General features: G+C 69.0%; 21 protein-coding genes. 8 read left to right on the plus strand and 13 right to left on the minus strand.

Features of this window, described 5'->3' with window-relative positions; translation table 11 throughout:
* Positions 1–102, minus strand: a 102-nt coding sequence (locus IRT45_RS17890) for a cold-shock protein (protein WP_194806998.1), incomplete at its 3' end; no start/stop codon positions are given.
* Between the two features lie 435 nt (positions 103–537).
* Here IRT45_RS17890 and IRT45_RS17895 point away from each other — a divergent pair.
* On the plus strand, positions 538–2898 hold the full coding sequence (locus IRT45_RS17895) for a DEAD/DEAH box helicase (RefSeq protein WP_194806999.1): 2361 nt from the start codon (positions 538–540) through the stop codon (positions 2896–2898).
* Positions 2899–3264: 366 nt separating this feature from the next.
* Here the strand turns inward: IRT45_RS17895 and IRT45_RS17900 are convergent, their stop codons facing one another.
* The 7 genes from IRT45_RS17900 to ssd form a co-directional block, all read right to left on the minus strand.
* Positions 3265–3675, minus strand: a complete 411-nt coding sequence (locus IRT45_RS17900; protein WP_194807000.1) for an Rv3654c family TadE-like protein — start codon at positions 3673–3675, stop codon at positions 3265–3267.
* On the minus strand, positions 3672–4019 hold the full coding sequence (locus tag IRT45_RS17905; protein WP_194807001.1) for a TadE family type IV pilus minor pilin: 348 nt from the start codon (positions 4017–4019) through the stop codon (positions 3672–3674). Before IRT45_RS17905 ends, IRT45_RS17900 begins: the two co-directional genes overlap by 4 nt.
* Positions 4016–4228 carry a DUF4244 domain-containing protein gene (locus IRT45_RS17910; protein ID WP_194807002.1) on the minus strand — a complete coding sequence of 71 codons (213 nt, stop codon included), beginning with the start codon at positions 4226–4228 and terminating at the stop codon, positions 4016–4018. The genes IRT45_RS17905 and IRT45_RS17910 overlap by 4 nt, the downstream gene beginning before the upstream one ends.
* Before the next feature lie 57 nt (positions 4229–4285).
* Complete coding sequence (locus tag IRT45_RS17915; protein ID WP_194807003.1) at positions 4286–4882, minus strand: type II secretion system F family protein; 597 nt, start codon at positions 4880–4882, stop codon at positions 4286–4288.
* Complete coding sequence (locus IRT45_RS17920) at positions 4879–5535, minus strand: hypothetical protein (RefSeq protein ID WP_309241033.1); 657 nt, start codon at positions 5533–5535, stop codon at positions 4879–4881. The genes IRT45_RS17915 and IRT45_RS17920 overlap by 4 nt, the downstream gene beginning before the upstream one ends.
* 131 nt (positions 5536–5666) lie before the next feature.
* Positions 5667–6854 (minus strand): TadA family conjugal transfer-associated ATPase, encoded by a 1188-nt coding sequence (locus IRT45_RS17925; RefSeq protein WP_194807005.1) that lies wholly within the window; start codon positions 6852–6854, stop codon positions 5667–5669.
* Positions 6851–7936 (minus strand): septum site-determining protein Ssd, encoded by a 1086-nt coding sequence (gene ssd, locus IRT45_RS17930; protein ID WP_194807006.1) that lies wholly within the window; start codon positions 7934–7936, stop codon positions 6851–6853. The genes IRT45_RS17925 and ssd overlap by 4 nt, the downstream gene beginning before the upstream one ends.
* 489 nt (positions 7937–8425) lie before the next feature.
* Between ssd and IRT45_RS17935 the strand changes: the two genes are divergently transcribed.
* Positions 8426–9205, plus strand: coding sequence for an HAD family phosphatase (locus IRT45_RS17935; protein WP_194807076.1), 780 nt, complete (start codon positions 8426–8428; stop codon positions 9203–9205).
* 501 nt (positions 9206–9706) lie between these two features.
* Here the strand turns inward: IRT45_RS17935 and IRT45_RS17940 are convergent.
* Positions 9707–10450, minus strand: a complete 744-nt coding sequence (locus IRT45_RS17940) for an oxidoreductase (RefSeq protein ID WP_194807007.1) — start codon at positions 10448–10450, stop codon at positions 9707–9709.
* Between the two features lie 167 nt (positions 10451–10617).
* Between IRT45_RS17940 and acs the strand changes: the two genes are divergently transcribed.
* The 4 genes from acs (at position 10618) to IRT45_RS17960 (ending at position 15519) form a co-directional block, all read left to right on the plus strand.
* Positions 10618–12573: an acetate--CoA ligase gene (acs, locus tag IRT45_RS17945; protein WP_194807008.1), complete on the plus strand. Its 1956-nt coding sequence runs from the start codon at positions 10618–10620 to the stop codon at positions 12571–12573.
* Positions 12574–12783: 210 nt separating this feature from the next.
* Positions 12784–13995 (plus strand): Na+/H+ antiporter NhaA, encoded by a 1212-nt coding sequence (nhaA, locus tag IRT45_RS17950; RefSeq protein WP_194807009.1) that lies wholly within the window; start codon positions 12784–12786, stop codon positions 13993–13995.
* Positions 13996–14034: 39 nt separating this feature from the next.
* Positions 14035–14526: a phage holin family protein gene (locus tag IRT45_RS17955; protein WP_194807010.1), complete on the plus strand. Its 492-nt coding sequence runs from the start codon at positions 14035–14037 to the stop codon at positions 14524–14526.
* A gap of 21 nt (positions 14527–14547) precedes the next feature.
* Positions 14548–15519 (plus strand): alpha/beta fold hydrolase, encoded by a 972-nt coding sequence (locus tag IRT45_RS17960; protein ID WP_194807011.1) that lies wholly within the window; start codon positions 14548–14550, stop codon positions 15517–15519.
* 155 nt (positions 15520–15674) lie between these two features.
* Here the strand turns inward: IRT45_RS17960 and IRT45_RS17965 are convergent, their stop codons facing one another.
* From IRT45_RS17965 to nth, 4 genes are all read right to left on the minus strand, one after another.
* Positions 15675–16868 (minus strand): MarP family serine protease, encoded by a 1194-nt coding sequence (locus tag IRT45_RS17965; RefSeq protein ID WP_194807012.1) that lies wholly within the window; start codon positions 16866–16868, stop codon positions 15675–15677.
* Positions 16865–17614 carry a CoA pyrophosphatase gene (locus IRT45_RS17970; protein ID WP_194807077.1) on the minus strand — a complete coding sequence of 250 codons (750 nt, stop codon included), beginning with the start codon at positions 17612–17614 and terminating at the stop codon, positions 16865–16867. The genes IRT45_RS17965 and IRT45_RS17970 overlap by 4 nt, the downstream gene beginning before the upstream one ends.
* 114 nt (positions 17615–17728) lie before the next feature.
* A complete protein-coding gene (locus IRT45_RS17975) occupies positions 17729–18382 on the minus strand; it encodes a TlpA disulfide reductase family protein (protein ID WP_194807013.1) in 654 nt (217 codons plus the stop codon).
* Positions 18379–19059: an endonuclease III gene (gene nth, locus IRT45_RS17980; RefSeq protein ID WP_084460534.1), complete on the minus strand. Its 681-nt coding sequence runs from the start codon at positions 19057–19059 to the stop codon at positions 18379–18381. The genes IRT45_RS17975 and nth overlap by 4 nt, the downstream gene beginning before the upstream one ends.
* A gap of 289 nt (positions 19060–19348) precedes the next feature.
* Here nth and IRT45_RS17985 point away from each other — a divergent pair, with 289 nt between their 5' ends.
* Together IRT45_RS17985 and IRT45_RS17990 are read left to right on the plus strand one after the other, a co-directional pair.
* Positions 19349–19588, plus strand: a complete 240-nt coding sequence (locus IRT45_RS17985; protein ID WP_030516432.1) for a hypothetical protein — start codon at positions 19349–19351, stop codon at positions 19586–19588.
* 268 nt (positions 19589–19856) lie between these two features.
* The gene (locus tag IRT45_RS17990) at positions 19857–20531 is read left to right on the plus strand and encodes a Crp/Fnr family transcriptional regulator (RefSeq protein ID WP_019044571.1); all 675 of its coding nucleotides are present in this window, start codon (positions 19857–19859) and stop codon (positions 20529–20531) included.
* Positions 20532–20559: the final 28 nt, after the last annotated feature.

The raw sequence follows: 20559 nt of genomic DNA on the forward strand, positions 1-20559 counted from the left end.
AATCTCGGAGTAGTGGACGAAGACGTCAGCGGAGCCGTCCTCGGGCGCGATGAAGCCGAACCCCTTCTCCGCGTTGAACCACTTCACAGTTCCCTGTGCCATTCTGTTCCTTCTCTTTCCATACCGGAACGGCGGACAAGTTAGGTTGGTCCACCGGGTCCGTTCCGACCGCTGTACTCTGTTCCCCCTGCAGGAAGCTTCAAGCACACCGTTCGCAACATCGATCCTGCTGATGGTTTGGACCTTTGATCCGTTCCCTCGAACACAGAAGCTTGCGACCGAGAACTAGTGAACCATGTCCGCGCGCAATTCGACAGCCGAGTTACCGACAATTTGCAAAAAAGATGATCTTGCGAATGTGCAGGTGAGGGGCACAATGCCCAAATCCAAACTTGAAGTAGGTTTGCTTAGCGATAACCGAGCGAGCGTCAGGCAAACAGACTGTGACGCAGGTCGCTACTCGGTAGTGAATTGGCAGCTCGGGCGAGCGCGGCACACACGGTTCACACTTTCTTCGCGTCGCACGGTCTCGGTCCGATGAATCCGAACGGCCCGGGATCGGGCGCCGCGCCCAGCGAGGCGATCGGTTACGGGACATCGTTGCTGAATCGTGTCCTTTTCGGAGTGCCCGATGCGGAGAGTCGTATCACCCATGTGACCGAACTTCCGGCCCGTGCGGCGCGCAGCACCGGCTGGCCTTCCTGGGCTGCCCCGGACGTGGTCGGCGCGCTGCGGGAATCGGGTGTCGACGCACCGTGGACACATCAGATTCGAACCGCGGAACTGGCCGCGGAAGGAACAAACGTCGTCGTCTGCACCGGGACCGCGTCGGGCAAATCCCTGGGTTATCAGCTGCCGGTGTTGACCGACCTGCAGCGGGATTCGCGAGCGACCGCTCTGTATATATCGCCGACCAAAGCGCTCGGGGCCGATCAATTCCGCGCGGCGGCGCAGCTGACCCATGCCGGCAGCCTGCGCGATATCCATCCGGCGACCTACGACGGCGATACTCCGCCCGAGGTCCGGCAGTGGGTGCGGGCGAATGCGCGGTGGTTGTTCACCAATCCCGACATGCTGCACATCGGCATCCTGCGGGCGCACCAGCGCTGGGCGCGGATGCTGCGGCGGCTGCGTTATGTGGTGGTCGACGAATGCCATGCCTATCGAGGTGTATTCGGCTCCCAGGTCGCGATGGTGCTGCGCCGGCTGCGGCGGCTGGCCGCACATTACGGCGCGAACCCGACCTTCGTCCTGTGCTCGGCGACCAGCGCGGATCCGGCCGCGGCCGCCGAACGGCTGATCGGTGCGCCGGTGACCGCGGTGACCGACGACGGCTCGCCGCAGGGCGCGCGGACGGTCGCCCTGTGGGAGCCGCCGCTGCTCGGCGACCTCAGCGGTGAGAACGGTGCCCCGGTGCGGCGGGCGGCCACCACCGAGGCCGCCCGGATCATGACCGACCTGGTCGTCGAGGGTGCGCGGACATTGACCTTCGTTCGCTCCCGCCGGGCCGCCGAGGTCGTCGCCATCGACGTGCAACGCATGCTGGCCGAGGTGGATCCGTCGCTGGCCGGGCGCGTGGCGGCCTATCGAGCCGGATACCTGGCCGAGGACCGGCGCGAACTGGAGAACGGCCTGGCGGACGGCTCGCTGCTGGGCGCGGCCACCACGACCGCACTCGAACTCGGCGTCGACATCGCCGGGCTGGATGCCGTCGTGATGGCCGGTTTTCCGGGAACAGTCGCCTCGTTCTGGCAGCAGGCGGGCCGGGCCGGACGTCGCACCCAGGGCTCGCTGGTGCTGCTGGTAGCCCGCGACGATCCGCTCGACACCTACCTCGTCCATCACCCGCACGCCCTGCTGGACAAGCCGGTCGAGGCGACGATCACCGATCCGCACAATCCCTACGTCGCCGGGCCGCATCTGCTGTGCGCGGCCTGCGAACATCCCCTGACCGATGCCGAGATCGACGTCCTCGGCGTCGGGGACGTGGCCGCCGACCTCGCCGCGCAGGGGCTGATCAAGCGCCGGGAGAACGGCGGTGGACCGGCCCGCTGGTATCCGACTTCGAGCGCTCCGCACGACGACGTCGATGTCCGGGGCGGAATCGGCTCCCAGATCGCGATCGTCGACGCGACCAGCGGCAGGCTGCTGGGCAGCGCGGATTCCGGGCGGGCGCCCGCGACGCTGCACGCCGGTGCCGTGCATCTGCATCAGGGCGAGACCTACGTGGTCGACGAACTGGACCTCGAGGCCGGAGTCGCGTTCGTCCACGCCGAGCAGCCCGGTTGGACCACCAACGCCCGGATGGTCACCTCGGTCGCGATCGACGAGCGCACGCACGAACAGGTGCACGGCCGCGTTACCACCGCCCTGGCCAGGGTCCGGGTAACGCGCCAGGTGGTCGGTTATCTGCGCACGCTTCCCAGCGGAGAGGTCCTCGACCTCATCGAACTCGATATGCCCGAGCAGACGCTGCCGACCCAGGCCGTCTTCTACACCGTCACGCCGCGACTGCTGGCCGCGGCGGGGATCGAGCCACGCCGCGTGGCCGGCGCCCTGCACGCCGCGGAACATGCCGCGATCGGGATGTTGCCGCTGGTCGCGAGCTGCGACCGCTGGGATGTGGGCGGCGTGTCCATCGCCGAGCACCCCGATACCGGGCTGCCCACCGTCTTCGTCTACGACGGCCATCGCGGCGGGGCAGGCTTCGCCGAGCGCGGGTTCGCCCGGTTGCGGACTTGGTTGGCGGCGACCCGGGCGGCCATCGCTTCCTGTTCGTGCCCACAGGGCTGCCCCTCGTGCGTCCAGTCCCCGAAATGCGGCAACGGGAATTCGCCGTTGGACAAGGAAGGCGCGGCCGCCCTGCTGACAGCCGTGCTCTCCGATCTGCCCGACTAGGCGCCGAACTGACCGCCGCGGCCAACATTTCAGGCCATGACCTGCTCGAATCCGTTTCGTGACGATGCGGACACCGTTGGTAGACGTGGGCGCTCCCCATGTCGGCGGGCCGCGTCTCCGATTCGGTGCCGGCTGCCCTCGGCTCGAATAAAGAGGAAGTCGATCATGTTAACCGGCTCATTGCCCTTGCGAATAACGGCCATGTGGGCATTCACATGTGTGCATTTATCGGAATCCCGCAGCGCCGAATGCTTGCACAATTGCGCCTGCGGAATTGAATGCCGGGCGAATGGGAAATCCACGACACTTACCGCTACATACTGTGGCTCCGGTCACCCATTCTTTCTCACACCAACCGTCCGGTATTCATGAGCGTTTTCCCGCCCTCACCGGACCGGCCCGCGCGACCGCCACAACTGATCGCTTGCCCAAAAGAGCGAGCGCCACCGAACCGTCGACGGTTACCGTCACATCCCAATCCCGGATCGAACACGTACGTAGCCGCATCCGCATTCGCCGCACGACCGAATCCGCTTGTGCACAGGCCGCCTCGGCGCCGGAATGCAGCGCGCCCGCCGCGGCCAGTGCCGCCGAATCGGCGGCACTCTGCGCCAGGTGGCGTGCGCAGACCACCGCCGCGAACTGCACGATGACGATCGTCACCACCAGCACTGCGGTGAGCGCCAGACATGCGGTGACGGTGGCGCCTCCGTCGCACCCGCGGCAGCGGCACGCGGCCGGCGCCCTCGCGGCCTGCGCCGGTCCGTCCGCTGTCATTGCGACTCTCCCGGTTCACGCACGGCGACCGCCTCGGCCCGTAACCGCAGCATCGGGAGCAGCGGCGCCCGCGCCCGAACGACGGCGACGATCCGGTCGCCCTCGGCACGCACCTCGATATCGGCGCCGGGCGGTGCCACCCGCTGTGCCGCCGGCAGGGCTTCCGCTTCCGCGCCGCGCGCCGTGAGACGAGCCGCTTCGCGAGCGGCGTCGATACAGCGAATCTGCATCGACGCCGCCAGCAACGCTCCCAGGCAGAGCACGACGACCACGACCACCGCCGCCAGCGCGATCGCCGCCTCGACCGTGACCGCACCCCGCTCGCTCGTGCGGGACGACCTCATACGGTGGTGTTCAGTGCCCTGTCGATGATCTTGGTCAGCGCGTTGACGATGGAGTCCCCGGTCACCACGGTGTAGAGCACCGCCCCGAACGCCGCCGCGGCGATCGTCCCGATGGCGTATTCGGCCGTACTCATGCCGTCGTCGGCTACCGCTACCTGGATCAGCCGCGAACGTAGTTCTCGCACAACCGATTGCGTTGCCGTCAGCATCGGTCTCCCCTTTCTCTACGGTCGGCGCGGCGGATCCGCACCGAGTCTCTCGTGTGGTCACCACAACCCACCGCCGAGTACTCGTCCGGCCAGTCCGGCGACCACCGGAACGATGCCGAGACAGACGAAGGCCGGCAGGAAGCACAGCCCGAGCGGACCGCTGATCAGTACGCCCGCGCGTTCCGCACGCGCGGCGGCCGCATCCTCGACCGCCGCGCGGCACTTCTCGGCGAGTTCGGAGACCGCGCCGGTCAGGGCCGTACCGGAGCGGGCCGAACGACGCACCAGCCGGGCGAGCGCGGACATCTCCGCCCCGGGCGCTTCCCGGGCCGCGCGCTCCCATGCCGTGACCGGGTCCGCGCCCAGCGCCAGCAGATCCGCCGCCCGGCGCAGTGCCGAGGCGAAGGGTTCCGGGGCGATCGGGGCCACCGCGCGCGCCGCCGTGGCGGTCGGCAGGCCCGCCCGCAGACAGGAGGCGAGCAGATCGAGGGCCGAGGCCACGGCCAGCGGGTCACCGGCGGCCGGGCGCAGGTCCTGCCGCGGCGCGGGTGAGGCGCCGCGGGCAGCGCGGAGGCGGGCGACCGATGTGATCCGGCCCGGAAGTGCCAGCAGCGCGGCACCGGAACAGAGCAGTGCCATCGGAAGGCCGCTCATACCGATACCCGCCGCGTGATGGCATCCGCCCACAGCGATCCCACGCCGATCAGTCCGGCGCCCAGCGGAAAGACGATGGTTCCGACCCCTCGGCTCATCAGCACCTGCAGCGGGTGCGCGCCCATCAACTGTCCGAGTGCGATGCCCAGGAGCGGAAGCCCGGCCAGCACCGCGGCGCTGGCACGTGCACCCGCCAGCGCGGCGGTGGCGCGGTCGCCGAATCGCATCCGCCCGGCGAGGTCGTCGCGGGCCGCGCTCAGCAGTTCGGCCAATGCCAGACCGTGCCGCTCGGCCACCTCCCACGCGTCCGCGACACGACCGAGTTCGGTTGAGACGGCGCAGGGGCGGCCGCGCAAACCGTCCGCGGCCGAACCACCGAGCCGGGCCCGGGCGGCACTCACCGCGAAGGCCGCTCCGGCGGCTCCGCCGATCTCCGCGGCCGCGACCGCGGCGGCAGCGCTGGGATGTGCTCCCGTGCGCAGTTCACCGATCACCACTTCCAGCCCTTCCAGCAGTTTCCGGCATTCGCCGTCGTGGCGGCGTTCCGCGCGGCGATTCTTCGCGCGCACGGTCAACGTGGTGGCGAGCACCGCGGCCGCACCCGCGACCCCGGGGCCGAAGACGACCGCCGCCACCACCGCCGAAGCCGTCACACCGCGAATGATCCAGCCACGCCGAATATTTCGATTCCCATTCGGCCGTCCGTACAGAGCACGCAGCCGGTGCCGCCGGGTCGGTGTCGGCAGGAGCAGCAGGGCTCCCGCGCCGCACAGCAGACTCACCGTCATTGCCGCAACCGTTCGTCCAGCAACCGATGCAGCGCGGTATTCGCCGGCGCCGCAACGGCATCCGCCGACCACGCCGTCTCGATGCGCACACCGGCCTCCCCGTCGCGGGTCACCAGTCCGATTTCCCGCAGGACTCGCCCGCCGTTGGCGCGGCGCCGCATGGCGAGCACGACCTGGACCGCCGCCGCGAGCTGACTGTGCAGTCCCGCACGCCCCATTCCACCCAGTGCCGCAAGGGCTTCCAGCCGAGCGGGCACCTCACGAGGCGAGTTCGCGTGGACCGTTCCGGCACCCCCGTCGTGTCCGGTGTTCAGGGCGGTGAGCAGGTCCACCACCTCGGCCCCGCGTACCTCCCCGATGACGATCCGATCCGGCCGCATACGCAGCGCCTGCCGGACCAGGTCCCGAACCGTGATGGCACCCGCGCCCTCCACATTGGCGATGCGCGCGACCAGCCGGACGACATGCGGATGCGGCGGCGACAGTTCGGCGGCATCCTCGACGCACACGATCCGTTCGGTGGGGTCGACGTGGGCCAGCAGAGCCGACAGCAGCGTGGTCTTCCCGGCGCCGGTACCGCCGACCACGAGGAATGCGAGCCGAGCGCGAATGATCTTCTCCAGCAGCAGTTCCGACTCCGGCGTCAGCGTGCCGGAGGCGGTCAGCCCGCGCAGGCTGTGGCCGACCGGACGCAGGACGCGCAGCGAGATACACGTTCCGCCCTGCGCGATGGGCGCGAGGACCGCGTGCAACCGGACGCCGAAGCTCTCGCCGGGTGCTCGCTCGTATTCCGGTAGCCGCCCGTCCACCCATGGCTGCGCGTCGTCGAGCCTGCGACCGGCGGCGAGAGCCAGGCGCTGAGCGAGCCGCCGCACCGCCGCTTCGTCCGGGAAGCGGATCGAGGTGCGTTCCAGACCGCTCCCGCGGTCGATCCACACCGCATCGGGTGCGGTCACCAGCACATCGGAGACCCGGGCGTCGTGCAGCAGCGGTTCCAGCGCACCGGCGCCGGTCATCTCCGTCTGCAGCAGCCGCAGTGCGCGCAGCAGGTCCGTATCGCCGAGGACTCGGCCGGCTTCGGCACGGATGGCGGCGGCCAGGCGTGCCGGATCGTGTTCACCGGGCTGGGCGGCCAGTCGCTCCCGTACCCGGTCGAGGAGTTCGGTGCTGACCACGCCGCTCATCGGGCACCGTCCGGCAGTGCGGACAGCACCGACTCCGCCCCGGCGAACAGCGGGCCGCGACCGAGCGTCAGGCCGCCGCGTTCCAGAGTGCCGGCGAGGCCGGGTTGAGCGCGCATGGCGGCCAGCAGCGGCAGCCCCAATGCCTCCGCGATGTCTCGTCCGCGCAGCCCGCCGGGCGCTGGTCCTCGAACGACCAAGGCCTGGTTGGGATTTCGATGACGGACATCCGCCACGACGGCCCCTGCGGCGGCCACCGCGCGCAACCGGGCCGGCACCACGAAGAGGACGAGATCGGCGGCATCGAGGAGATGATCGGTATGCGGACCCCGGCTGCCGGAGATATCGCACACCACCAGATCACCGGCGCCGCGGCCGGCCTCGACGACGGCGCGGGCCGCACCGGTGCCGATGTGGTCCGGTCCGGAACCGGCCGGTCTGCTGCACGCCAGAACACCGAGTCCCGGTGCCGCGGCGGGTAATGCGTCGTGCAGGGCTTGCGCGGCCACTCGGCCGTCCTCGACGGAGAGGTCGGGCCAGCGCAGGCCCGGCACCGACTCGATACCCAGCAGCAGATCGATGCCGCCGCCGAGCGGGTCGCCGTCGACGAGCAGGATCCGCGGCCGGAACCGCCGGGCCGCGGCCGTCAAGGCGAGTGTCGCGGCGAAGACCGAGGCCCCGGCACCGCCTCCTGCGCCGACGACCGCCAAGACGAGTCCGTCGCCGGGATCGCGCCAGGCATAGGCGGCGAAGGCCTCGATCAGTGTCTCGGTGTTGCCCGGCAGCGCGATGACCTGCTCGGCGCCGACCGCCGCGGCGGCCTGCCAATGGTCGAGATCCGGTTCACCGCCGCCGACCAGCACCACGCCCGAGCGGCGCGGATATCCGGCGTCGGCGCAGGTACGCGCCGCCGCGAGGTCGATGATCACCAGCGCGGCCGCGGCCCAGGCATGCCTGCCGACGGGCATCGACCGTTCGTCCAGGCCGCGGTCGGCGGCGGCCGCGATGCGGCGCACCTCGTCGCGCAACCGGCGGTCACCGACCAGCACCAGCGCCGGAGGGGGAACTGCTGCAACGGAATTCATGTCCGCCAGCGTCACCCGGATCGACCGGGCGAGCCAGGCCCCGAACACCGAATGTGGACAACTCGCGGGCTGTGGACAAACTCTGCACGCCGAGTAACAGCTGAACAGTCCGGAAATAGAGGACGGCCCCAGCCGGGGGGGGAGGAGGCTGGGGCCGTCGGGGTTCAGCCCCGGGGGGTCGGGCTGAACGCGCCTGGACCATGTCCAGGTGCCAGCAATACTACACCCAGAAACCGGCCGCAATGCAAGTCCATCGCATGACGAAGTTTCGGCCGGTGCGGGGCGGCTCCCAGGGCGTCGAGCGGGGCGTGTGGCCGGGCTGAACGCCGCGTCTGCGGGAAAGCTCCTTATTCTGGAGCCGTGACGGCCGAGGGCGACCAAACAGCTACGAACGATGGGGCCGCCGGGGATACCGGGCACCCGCGACACCGCAACGACGCAGCAGCGAACCGCGCGCACGAGACGAGGGAGGCGCCGCCCGCACCCCGGATCGCCGCCTTCTTCGATCTGGACAAGACGGTCATCGCGAAGTCGAGTGCGTTCGTCTTCAGCCGGCCGTTCTTCGCCGAGGGACTGATCGATCGGCGCACCGTACTGGAATCCAGTTACGCGCATTTCCTGTTCCTGCTCTCCGGCGCCGACCACGACCAGATGGAGCGGATGCGCGAACACCTGACGAAGATGACCGCCGGCTGGGATGTGTCGCAGGTGCGCTCGATCGTCGCCGAAACACTGCACGAACTGGTGGATCCGCTGATCTACGCCGAGGCCTCGGATCTGATCGCCGACCACAAGATCCGCGGCCACGACGTCGTGATCGTCTCGGCGTCGGGCGAGGAGATCGTCGCCCCGATCGCCGCGGCGCTGGGTGCCACCCATACCGCGGCCACGCGCATGGTGGTCGAAAACGGTAAGTACACAGGCGAAGTCGAGTTCTACTGCTACGGCGAGGGCAAGGTCGAGGCGATCGAGAAGCTGGCCGCGACCGAACGCTACGACCTCTCGCGCTGCTACGCCTACTCCGATTCGATCACCGATCTGCCGATGCTGTCGGCGGTCGGACATCCCACCGCGGTCAATCCCGACCGGAATCTGCGACGCGAGGCGATGGCACGGGAATGGCCGATCCTGACCTTCTCGAATCCGGTGTCACTGTGGTCGCGCATTCCCGCGCCGTCGACCACGACCGTGGCCGCCACAGCGGTGGTCGGGGTGAGTGCGGTACTGGCCGGCGCCCTCAGTTACCGGCTGCTGCGACGGCGCCGCTGAGGACGGCGCCCCGGGCACATCGAGGCTGGTCAACGACGCGCAACCCATCGATGTAACCACGATTCGAGGGGCCACACGCCGATTATGAGTAATGTCCTCTCGACCCTTGATGTGAGGGGTCTCACAGAGTAACAATGGACGCACGGAGGGGCGGAAGGCCAAGATCGAAACGGAAGAGAAGGTTCGATCTCCCATCCGCACTTCCCAGCACGGACGCCAGGCACCCACGCGGAGCGCGCCGCGACAAGGGCAGAAGCGTTGTGGGCCTGCGAAATTCGAATTCACGTCGGCAATGGCCTCGCACAGGTTGCGGGGATGAACCGGCGGGGTTCGGATGATCGCCGAGGCCGCAGAACACAACCCGACAAGCACGCTTGGTAACCGGGTAGTCCGTGCTAGCGGGCGGTGAGGCCGACGACGGCTACGCCGCCCGCTTCGATGTGCGGACCCGTTTCACTCTCGCTGTGATCAGCGCGCGTCCCGCCCCGATCATCCCCACGCTCATCCCGCCGCATCGGCGATCGATCGCGCCTCGCGGGCACCGTCCTCCAGCGCGCCGCAGCAGAACACCACCCAACCGCCCACACCCTCGGCCGTCCCTTCGGCGAAGCCCGCCGCGGCGTCGACGTAGGCCTGACGGCGCCGCAACCAGAAGACCTCGGGCACGCCGAGGCTGTGCGGATCCAGGCCGCTCGCGACGGCCACCAGCCGTGACGCCGCCCGCGCCACGACGCCGTCGGCGGAACCGAAGGGGCGCAACGACATCAACTCGCCGTGCACCACCGCGGCCAGCACGGGGGCCGGCGCATTCGAGGTCAGCACGGTCTGAGCCAGCAGATCGAGTCGTTCGGCGACCCCCGGTTCGGGGCGCGGACGGCCGAGACCGATTTCGTCGTCGACCAGATCGGCCGCGGCGAGCAGATGCAGACGAGCCAGCGCCTGCAGCGGCGCCCGCTCCCACACACCGACCAGATTGCGCAGCGCGTCACCGTCGAGTGCCTGCCCGACCCGCAGCGCCCCCGCGAGAATCGGGTCGGCGACCCGGCCGTCGGCGGGCAGTTCGGTGGCCCCGCCGTCGATCGCCGCCGAGGAACGCGCCGCGCGGACCGCCGCCTCGGCCGCCGTCGTCGGCCAGCCCCGCCGGTTCGCCTTGTGCCGGTGGACTTCGGCGAGCGCATCGCGTGCGCGGTCGGCCGCATCGCGGACACCGGGCAGGTCGACCAGGGGTTGCAGCACGTCGGTCACGACCCACACGCTAGCCGAGCGCATCACGCGGCCGACCGGGGTCCGCGTCCCCGGCCCACCGTTCGGGACCGGTACGCGGCGCAGGTCACTGTCCGTTAGGGTCACATCGTGGCCGCGGTCACGCTGCGGCCGACGCGTATCCGATGGACAGGCCCGATGGAGGCGAGATGACCGACACCACCGCTGAGCACCGAGACGTGTACCCGCCTACCGCCGAATTCGCCGCGGCAGCCAATGCCGATGCGTCCATCTACGAGCGGGCAACGGCGGATCGCGACGGATTCTGGGCCGAGCAGGCGCAGCGGCTGCACTGGCATCAGCCCTGGGATCGGGTGCTGGACTGGGACGACGCTCCGTTCGCGCGCTGGTTCACCGGCGGCAAGCTCAACGTCGCCTACAACTGCGTGGACCGCCACGTCGCCGACGGCTACGGCGACCAGGTCGCCATCCACTGGGAGGGTGAGCCCGGCGATTCCCGTTCGATCACCTACGCCCAGCTGCAGGCCGAGGTCTCCCAGGCCGCCAACTACTTCACCGAACTCGGCCTGGTCGCCGGCGACCGGGTCGCGATCTACATGCCGATGGTCCCCGAGGCCATCGTCTCCATGCTGGCCTGCGCCCGGCTGGGCCTGACCCATTCGGTGGTCTTCGCCGGCTTCTCCCCCAGCGCGCTGCGCCAGCGCGTCGACGACGCCGAGGCCCGCCTGGTGATCACCACCGACGGCCAGTGGCGCCGCGGCAAGGCCGCACCGCTGAAGGAAGCCGTCGACGAGGCGCTCTACGCCCACGGCGACGTCCCGCACAGCGTCGAACACGTCCTGGTGGTGCGCCGCACCGATATCGAGATCCCGTGGACCGAGGGCCGCGACCTGTGGTGGCACGAAACCGTCGCCCAGGCCAGTCCCGAGCACGAGGCCCAGCCGTTCGATGCCGAGCACCCGCTCTACATCCTCTACACCTCCGGCACCACCGGAAAACCCAAGGGCATCCTGCACACCTCGGGCGGTTATCTGACCCAGGTCGCCTACACCCACCACTACGTCTTCGACCACAAACCCGGCGCCGACGTGTACTGGTGCACCGCCGACATCGGCTGGGTCACCGGGCACTCCTACATCGTGTACGGCCCGCTGGCCAACCGCGCCACCCAGGTCGTCTACGAGGGCACCCCCAACTTCCCCGACGAGCACCGGCACTGGCAGATCATCGAGAAGTACGGTGTCACAATCTATTACACCGCACCCACGCTGATCCGCACCTTCATGAAGTGGGGCCGCGAGATCCCCGATGCCCACGATCTGTCCTCGCTGCGTGTGCTCGGCTCGGTCGGCGAACCGATCAACCCCGAGGCCTGGCGCTGGTACCGCGAAGTCATCGGCGCGGGCACCGCACCCATCGTCGACACCTGGTGGCAGACCGAAACCGGCGCCATCATGATCTCCCCGTTGCCCGGCGTCACCGCCGCCAAACCCGGCGCCGCCATGGCCCCGCTACCCGGCATCACCGCGAAAGTCGTGGACGAGGAAGGCAATTCGGTCGAACGCGGATCAACGGAAGCCAACGGATATCTGGTCCTGGATCAGCCCTGGCCGTCGATGCTGCGCGGCATCTGGGGCGACGACGAACGCTACAAGGCCACCTACTGGGAACGCTTCGCCGCCCAGGGCTGGTACTTCGCCGGCGACGGCGCCAAGATCGACGCCGACGGCGCTCTGTGGGTCCTCGGCCGCGTCGATGACGTCATGAACGTCTCCGGCCACCGCATCTCCACCGCCGAAGTCGAATCCGCCCTCGTCGGACACCACAGCGTCGCCGAGGCCGCGGTCGTCGGCGCCAGCGACGCCACCACCGGACAGGGCATCGTCGCCTTCGTCATCCTCACCGGCGGCTCGAACAATTCCGGACAGCAGCTGGTGGATGAGCTCAAGGCCGAGGTCTCCCGCGAGATCAGCCCGATCGCCCGCCCCCGCGAGATCCACATCGTGCCCGAACTGCCCAAGACCCGCTCCGGCAAGATCATGCGCCGCCTGCTGCGCGATGTGGCCGAGGGCCGCGAACTCGGCGACACCTCCACCCTGGTCGACCCCAACGTGTTCGAAGCCATCCGCGCCTCCAACGCCTGATCGACCGCGCTTTTCGAGCCCACGTCCGGTGCCGCACCGGGCGTGGGCTCGCCCGTTCGCGCCGGTGGAACGCCGAGGCGGCGGTAAACGGCCACGCCTGAACCGGTAAAATTTTGTCGAGGAGTGCCGGGAAGTCTGGTCGGCGTGTGGTTGGTGAGCCCGTTGCGGGAGTGCCCGCCGCAGTCGCCGTCCGCTCCCGAAAGGATCTCCGTGATCGTCGCGCTGCGCTCCGAGCTCGCTCGTTATCTCCGCACCGAAACCGTCGGCGGCGCATTGCTGCTCGTCGCGGCGGGCGTGGCGCTGCTGTGGGCCAATTCTCCATGGCGCGACAGCTATTTCGCGATGGTCGACACGCCCCTCGCGATCCCGCCACTGCATCTGAACCTCACTCTGGGCGATTGGACCGAGGACGGTCTGCTCGCGCTGTTCTTCTTCGTCGCGGGACTGGAGCTCAAACGCGAACTCGTCGTCGGTGAGCTGGCCGATCGCAAACGGGCCACGCTCCCGGTGGTGGCCGCGGTGGGCGGCGTGATCACCCCGGCGGTGATCGCCTTCACCATCGGCTGGGGCGTGCCGGGGATGGATCGCGGCTGGGCGATTCCGGTGGCGACCGATATCGCCTTCGCACTGGCGGTGCTGGCCATGACCGGTTCGCGAATTCCGGCCGGGGCGAGGGTGTTTCTGCTCAGCCTGGCCGTCGTCGACGATCTGATGGCGATCGTGATGATCGCGGTGCTGTTCACCACCACGATCGCCTTGGGCTGGTTCGCCGGCGCGGCCGCCTGTTTCGCCGGGTGGGCGCTGGCGCAGCGGATGCGCATCCGCACCCCGCTGGTGTATGTACCGCTGGCGCTGTTGTCGTGGTACGCCCTGCACGAGGCCGGGATTCATCCCACGCTGGCGGGGGTGATCTGCGGGCTGCTGACCCGGGTACGTCCGGATCCGGAGGAGGACGAGGCCCCGGCGGCCCGGCTCGAGCATCTGTTCCAGCCGATCTCCGCGGGCGTGTGCGTCCCGCTGTTCGCGCTGTTCGCCTCCGGAGTTCCGTTGTCCACCAAGGTTTTCGGCGAGATGTTCACCTCGCGGCTGTCGCTGGCGATCATCGCCGGACTGCTGGTCGGCAAGACCGTGGGCATCTTCGGATCGAGCTGGCTGGCGATCCGGTTCGGAATCGCCAGGCGGCCCGCCGGTCTCGGCAATCGGGATATGTCGGCCCTGTCGGTACTGGGCGGGATCGGTTTCACCGTTAGCCTCTTGGTGGCAGAACTCGCGTTGCCCGACCGGGCCGCGACCGAACTGGCGAAAGCCGCCGTGTTGATGACGTCCTTGGCGGCCTCTCTGCTCGGTTCGGCGCTACTGTTGCGGCGTGGGCGGGCGCATCAGGCGCGGCGAGACGCGAGTGCGGCCACCGAATACGAGTGAAGGCCGGACAGCACCGGGACATGGAGAAGGGTCGAGCAATTGAGCTTCACAAACGGCGGTAACGACGCGGGCCGAAACCGGACCATCACCTCGATTCCGCTGTCCGAGGTCGACACCACCGCGAATGCCAGCGTCGGGGATCTGGTGCGCGACGCCGCCGAGCAGATGTCGACCCTGGTCCGCGCCGAGGTGGAGCTGGCCAAGGCCGAGGTGACCGGCGAGATCAAGAAGGGCCTGCAGGGCAGCGTCTTCTTCATCGGCGCGCTGACGGTGCTGCTGTTCTCGTCGTTCTTCTTTTTCTTCTTCCTCGCCGAGCTGCTGGATGTGTGGCTGTACCGCTGGGCGGCGTTCCTGATCGTCTTCGTGCTGATGATCGTCGTGGTGGCGGTGCTGGCGCTGCTCGGCTACCGGAAGGTCCGCAAACTGCGCGCGCCGGAGAAGACGATCGAATCGCTCAAGGAAACCCGGACGGTGCTGCCGCACGGCTTCGGCTCACACGCCGACAGCCCGGCCGACAAGCCGACGGCATAGTCCGGCGATTACGCTTTCGGCGTGTCGTCGAATCCGCTTCCCGATCCGTCCAGCGTCCGCTTCGACGGCCCGTGGACGCATCGCGACGTGCACGCCAACGGCATCCGATTCCATATCGCCGAGGGCGGCGCCGAGGATGCGGTGGGCGATCCCGCGCGGCCGCTGGTCGTCCTGCTGCACGGCTTCGGCGATTTCTGGTGGTCGTGGCGGCATCAGCTGACCGGCCTCACCCAGGCCGGCTATCGCGCGGTGGCGGTCGATCTGCGCGGGTACGGCGATTCCGACAAACCCCCGCGCGGCTACGACGGCTGGACGCTGGCCGGTGATATCGCCGGCTTGGTGCGGGCGCTCGGGCATACCGACGCCACCCTGGTCGGCCATGCCGAGGGCGGACTGGTGTGCTGGGCGACCGCGGTGCTGCATCCGCGGGTGGTGCGCTCCATCGCGCTGATCGCGTCACCGCATCCGGTGGCGTTGAAACGGGCGGTGCTGCGCGATCGTCGCCAGCGTGCGGCCTATCTGCCGAATTTCCTGCGGTATCAGCTGCCGCGTTACGGCGAGCGCCGGCTGACGCGGCAGGACGGATTCGAAATCGAACGTCTCGTGCGCGAGCGGGTCGCGCCGCGGTGGGCGGGCACTACGGAGTTCGTCGACACCGCCCAGCGCATGCGCTCGGCGATCCGGATACCCGGCGCGGCCCACTGCGCCCTGGAATATCAGCGCTGGGCCTTCCGCAGTCAGTGGCGTCCCGACGGCCGCCGCTTCCTGGCGGCGATGCGAGAACCCGTCCGCGTGCCGACGCTGATCCTGCGCGGCGACGCCGACCACTACATGCTCGAAGCCACCGTGCGCGGTGCCGGCAAACTCTCACCCGATCGCCGGGTGGTCACGATCCCGCAAGCCGGACACTTCGCTCACCAGGAGAATCCGGACGCCGTCACCACGGAACTGTCGAAACTACTGGGGGATCCGGCAACCGCGCAGTACGTCTAGCGCATGGCGGGCCCCCGTCCACGCGTACCGCTAGCGCACGGCGGCCCCGGTCCGCGCAGTACCGCTAGCGCACGGCAGCCCCTGAACACGCGGACCTCCGACGCGTCCGTGGCGCCGGCGCCGCGGCTTCGCCCTGGAAGTGGACCGTCAGCGCGTCAGCTCAGGACGCAGTCCCCGGTGCCGACGGGCGCGGTCGAATTCGACGCGGCCTCCAGATCGGATTCGACCTCCTTCAAGGTGAGCACATAGCCGGTGTCGTCGTCGGTGACCGCCGCGCCGAAGACCACACCCAGCACCTCACCGTCGGTGTCGACCAGCGGGCCACCGGAATTGCCAGCGCGCACCCGGCCGCGCACGGTGTAGACCTGGCGTTCGACGGTGTTGCTCTTGTAGATGTCGGGACCGGTCAGTTCGAGCGTCTCGCGGACCCGGGCCGCGCTGGCGGTGTAGGGGCCACCGCCGGGGTAGCCGAGGACGATCGAGCTCTGCCCGGATTTTCCGGGCGACGGCGCGAGCGGGATCACCGGCGCGTTGAGTCCGGGTACGGCCAGGATGGCGACGTCCTTGGACGGATCGAACAGCACGACCGTCGCGTCCAGGCGACCGCGCGCGGTGTCGACCTGCACGGTGGAGGTGCCCGCGACCACGTGCGCGTTGGTCATGATGCGCTCGGGCGCCACGACGAATCCGGAACCCTCCAGCGCGCGTTGGCAACTCGGCGCGACACCGTTCACCCGCAACACGCTGTGCTGAAGATTCAGCGCGACGGGCGTGTCGAGAACGCTCGGATCCGGCGGCTCGACCGCGGCGATCGGCGCGCGGCCGAACGGGCCGATCACCTCCGGCAGGCCCGAGGTGTTGAGCAGTTTGGAGAACTCGTTCGGCACCCGGCGCAGCCAGTTCGGTGCGACCTGGTTCACGTCGGCGAGCACCCGGGAGCCGTTGACCGCGGCCGCGATACCCGGCTGGGACGACGATGCCAGCGGCAACGCCAGCAGCCAGGCCGTGACCAGCACGGCCACACACTGCAGCGCCGCACCCACCACGCTGTCGATACTGCGAGTGAACGGATGCCGCATACCGCTGCGCGCCGCGCGGCCCAGGACCATGCCCGCCACCTCGCCGACGATCACCAGCACGACGATGAGCACGACGCCCACCAGCACGCGCTTACGGCCCTCGCTGATGTGCTGCAGGATGTGCGGCGCGATCAGGATGCCGGCCACAGCGCCGAGCACCACGCCGAGAAATCCGAGCGCCGAGGCCACCGCGCCCTGTCTCCACCCCGAGGTGGCGGCCAGCAGCGCGATGATGACGACCGCGAGGTCGAGCCACCCGGAACTACTCATAACGTCATCCCCACTGCCGCGAGCGAAGCCTGCAGATCACGCACGTCGTGGTGATCCCAGTCCCGCTCCCATCCCGATACCGCAAGCAGACCGGCGAGCACGCCGGCGGTGAAACCCCAGACGAGCATGCCATCGACCGCGAAGGCCGGTCCCATGTACCCCAGAGGATGGCGAACGACGAACCGGTTGGCCGGGTCGATCAGATCCGCCAGCGGAACCCGCACCACGCGAGCGGCTTCCGTTTCGCTGACCACCCCCACCTCACCGGGCGTGCGCCAATACGCGACCACGGGCGTGACGTCGAACCGGGACGGCGGGACGAAGATCTTGGGCAGGACGGCGAACGGTTCCACGCCCACGGGGTCCAGGCCGGTCTCCTCGCGCGCCTCGCGCAGTGCGGTGCCGACCGGACCGTCGTCACCCGGTTCCACCCCACCGCCGGGAAAGGCGACCTGCCCGCGGTGTTGCCGCAGGGTGGCGGCGCGCTGGGTCAACAACACGTCGGCGTCGGCCGGGAGACCGCCGCGCGCAGCCGGATCGGACTCCGGGGAGCCGCCGAACAAGACGAGGACAGCAGCCTCGCGGGGGCGCAGGGCGGCCGCGGCCACCTTGCCCGCGGTGCGTTTGAGCACTTGATTCACGCCCGTCGGATCGGCCGGTTCGTGTTCGGCGACTCCGCGCAACCAGTCCGGGATGTCGGCGGCGAGCAGGTGCGGCCGGTCCTCAGTTGTCGAATTGTCGTTCATCTCGGAGCTATCGGGCACGGACGAGGTCCTCCACGGTTGTGCGTACTGCTTCCGCGTCCGGTCCGTACCGGTCGTACCGGATCAATCCCTCGCCGGTCCTCGCGTCCTGCCCGTTCACACCCGCACCCCCAGTTCCTGCGCGACGGTGGCGGCAACGTCGTCGGCGGTATCGAACGGCCGGACCACCACCTTCGCGATCGAACCGTCCGCGCGGACCAGGACCGAGACCGGCAGGACGGCCGGCGCCCGCACCGCCGTCCGCACCTTTCCGGCGCCGTCCTGTGCACCCGGCAGATGCACGTCGAGGTCGCGCAACCGGGCCATCGCCTTGCCCTCGTCGGGATCGCTGTGCACGGTCAGCACGGTCAGCGCGCTACCGGCGCGGGCCGAGAATTGCTGCAGCGCGGGCAGTTCCCGCGCGCACGGCTCACACCAGTAGGCCCACAGATTCACCAGCGCCGGACGGCCGGCCAACGCCTCGCCGAGGTCGACCGGACGCCCGTCGGCCAGACATTCGACAGTGATCCCGGCCAACGGACCGGCGACAGGCGTCGGCGGCCGCCCCGTCGGATCACCCGGCCGCGGGCAATCGGCCAGTGCGGCCGCGGCACGCTGCCCGTCGGACGCCGAAGCCGGCCCACCCTGGACCGCGGTGGTGGTGACGGACGGGCCGTGATCGTCACCGCGCGGCCAGACCGCGACCGCGAGTGCCACCACCGCTATGAGAATGACGAACGCCCATCGCCACGCCGTGGGAACCGATTTCACCGGCCCACCAATTCGAGCAGATGCTCGGCCTCAGGTCCCTTCACCAGCGCGGCGGCCGTCACGGGGTCGGTCGGGCCGATTCCGAACGAGGGGCAATCCTTGGCCAGCAGGCAGGCGCCGCACGCCGGTTTACGGGAATGGCAGACACGACGGCCGTGGAAGATCACCCGATGCGAGAGCATCGTCCATTCCTTGCGCTCGATCAGTTCGCCGACGGCGTGTTCGATCTTGACCGGATCGTCCTCGGTGGTCCATTTCCACCGCTGCACCAGCCGCGAGAAATGGGTGTCGACAGTGATTCCCGGCACATCGAAGGCATTGCCGAGGATGACATTGGCGGTCTTGCGGCCGATTCCCGGCAATTTCACCAATTCGGACATCGTGTGCGGCAGCACGCCGTCGTGCTGTTCCACCAGCGCCTGTCCCAGCCCGATCAGCGAACTCGTCTTGTTGCGGTAGAAGCCGGTGGGCCGGATGTATTCCTCGAGTTCCGTGCGGTCGGCCGCGGCATAGGCCTCGGCGTCACGGTAGCGGGCGAACAATGCCGGCGTCGTCAGATTCACCCGGACGTCGGTGCATTGCGCGGAAAGGATTGTGGCAACGGCCAATTCGAGCGGGGTGGTGAAATCAAGTTCGCAGTGCGCATCGGGAAATGCCAGCGCCAGCGTGCGATTCATCCGCCGGGTGCGGCGTACCAGACCCAGCCGGGTTTCGTCGGCGAATCGGGCGACCGGTTTCGAGTTCGCACGCGCAGATTTCCGCGGAGATTTTTTTCGAGCCGCAGAACTCGATTCGGTCGATGTGACCGACGCCGCATCGGTGGCCGTCGCGGCCGACTCGTGCCCGTTCACGGCGGTGGATCTGGGTTCACGCACTCGTCCACCATACGGAACCGCACCGACGTGAGCGCGATCGCGAACAATCCCCGTGTTCCATCTGAGACCTTCTCCGTGTTTACTCACCCGTATGCAAGGACTCGCTGTGGTGCTCTTCCCGGTGGTGTTGATGCTTTTCGCACTGTTCATGGAACGTGTCGAAAACCGGCTGCGCAAGCTGCTCGAACCGGGTGAAGAGGTCCAGCAATATCTGGACAGGGCCAGCAATGCCGAGGTCAACGAGCTGGCCAAGTTGGGCGTGCCCGCACACGCCGGCTCCGGTGGCCGCCGCCGTAATCGCGACGAATTGGACGTCGCCCAGGCCAGCTGACCCGATTCCGCCGTCCGGCGATACCGCCGCCCCGACCCGCGAATACCCGAGCCCGGGAACTTTCCGCGACGCCGCGCCCGTTCACAAACCGCACGTTACGTGGTGTCTGTCACTACGCTGCGTGGATGGCAAGTAGACTGCACTGTCGGCCGAACGCTTCGGTCCAGCACTGTGGCGAGCGACGCCGAGCCAGGCGGCAGCCTGCGTACCACGTAGGGACCCGCTGACGCCGCAGTAAGCACCGTCAATTCCCATAAGGAGCACATTCGTGGACGAGGCCCTCGCCAGAGCAGGCATCTTCCAAGGCGTCGAGCCCACCGCGGTGGCTGCTCTCGCCAAACAGCTTCAGCCTGTGGATTTTCCACGCGGCCATGTCATCTTCAATGAGGGCGAACCCGGCGATCGGCTGTACATCATCACGTCCGGCAAGGTGAAGATCGGCCGCCGTTCCCCGGACGGGCGCGAGAACCTGCTGACCATCATGGGCCCGTCGGACATGTTCGGCGAGCTGTCGATCTTCGACCCGGGTCCGCGTACCTCCACGGCCACCACGGTGACCGAGGTGCGTGCGGTGACCATGGATCGCGATGCGCTCAAGGCGTGGATCGACCAGCGGCCGGAGATCGCCGAACAGTTGCTGCGGGTGCTCGCCCGTCGCCTCCGGCGTACCAACAACAACCTGGCCGACCTGATCTTCACCGATGTCCCGGGTCGAGTCGCCAAGGCGCTGCTGCAGCTCGCGCAGCGGTTCGGCACTCAGGAGGCCGGTGCCCTGCGGGTCACCCACGACCTCACCCAGGAAGAGATCGCCCAGCTGGTCGGCGCCTCACGCGAGACGGTGAACAAGGCCCTGGCCGATTTCGCCCACCGCGGGTGGCTGCGGCTCGAGGGCAAGAGCGTGCTGATCTCCGATTCGGAGCGGCTGGCTCGCCGGGCGCGGTAGGGATTCCCACCGCGCTCCGGCGCATCCG

It is taken from the genome of Nocardia sp. BSTN01, from assembly GCF_015354405.1.
In the GTDB taxonomy this organism is placed as follows: domain Bacteria; phylum Actinomycetota; class Actinomycetes; order Mycobacteriales; family Mycobacteriaceae; genus Nocardia.

What these genes read in the sequence shown, in the direction of transcription:
- IRT45_RS17970 (WP_194807077.1), bottom strand. Translation starts at nt 17,614, where the DNA reads ATGAACGACAATTCGACAACTGAGGACCGGCCGCACCTGCTCGCCGCC.
- IRT45_RS17905 (WP_194807001.1), bottom strand. Translation starts at nt 4,019, where the DNA reads ATGAGGTCGTCCCGCACGAGCGAGCGGGGTGCGGTCACGGTCGAGGCG.
- IRT45_RS17925 (WP_194807005.1), bottom strand. Translation starts at nt 6,854, where the DNA reads ATGAGCGGCGTGGTCAGCACCGAACTCCTCGACCGGGTACGGGAGCGA.
- IRT45_RS17965 (WP_194807012.1), bottom strand. Translation starts at nt 16,868, where the DNA reads ATGAGTAGTTCCGGGTGGCTCGACCTCGCGGTCGTCATCATCGCGCTG.
- acs (WP_194807008.1), top strand. Translation starts at nt 10,618, where the DNA reads ATGACCGACACCACCGCTGAGCACCGAGACGTGTACCCGCCTACCGCC.
- ssd (WP_194807006.1), bottom strand. Translation starts at nt 7,936, where the DNA reads ATGAATTCCGTTGCAGCAGTTCCCCCTCCGGCGCTGGTGCTGGTCGGT.
- IRT45_RS17910 (WP_194807002.1), bottom strand. Translation starts at nt 4,228, where the DNA reads ATGCTGACGGCAACGCAATCGGTTGTGCGAGAACTACGTTCGCGGCTG.
- IRT45_RS17915 (WP_194807003.1), bottom strand. Translation starts at nt 4,882, where the DNA reads ATGAGCGGCCTTCCGATGGCACTGCTCTGTTCCGGTGCCGCGCTGCTG.
- IRT45_RS17985 (WP_030516432.1), top strand. Translation starts at nt 19,349, where the DNA reads ATGCAAGGACTCGCTGTGGTGCTCTTCCCGGTGGTGTTGATGCTTTTC.
- IRT45_RS17900 (WP_194807000.1), bottom strand. Translation starts at nt 3,675, where the DNA reads ATGACAGCGGACGGACCGGCGCAGGCCGCGAGGGCGCCGGCCGCGTGC.
- nth (WP_084460534.1), bottom strand. Translation starts at nt 19,059, where the DNA reads ATGAATCGCACGCTGGCGCTGGCATTTCCCGATGCGCACTGCGAACTT.
- IRT45_RS17895 (WP_194806999.1), top strand. Translation starts at nt 538, where the DNA reads ATGAATCCGAACGGCCCGGGATCGGGCGCCGCGCCCAGCGAGGCGATC.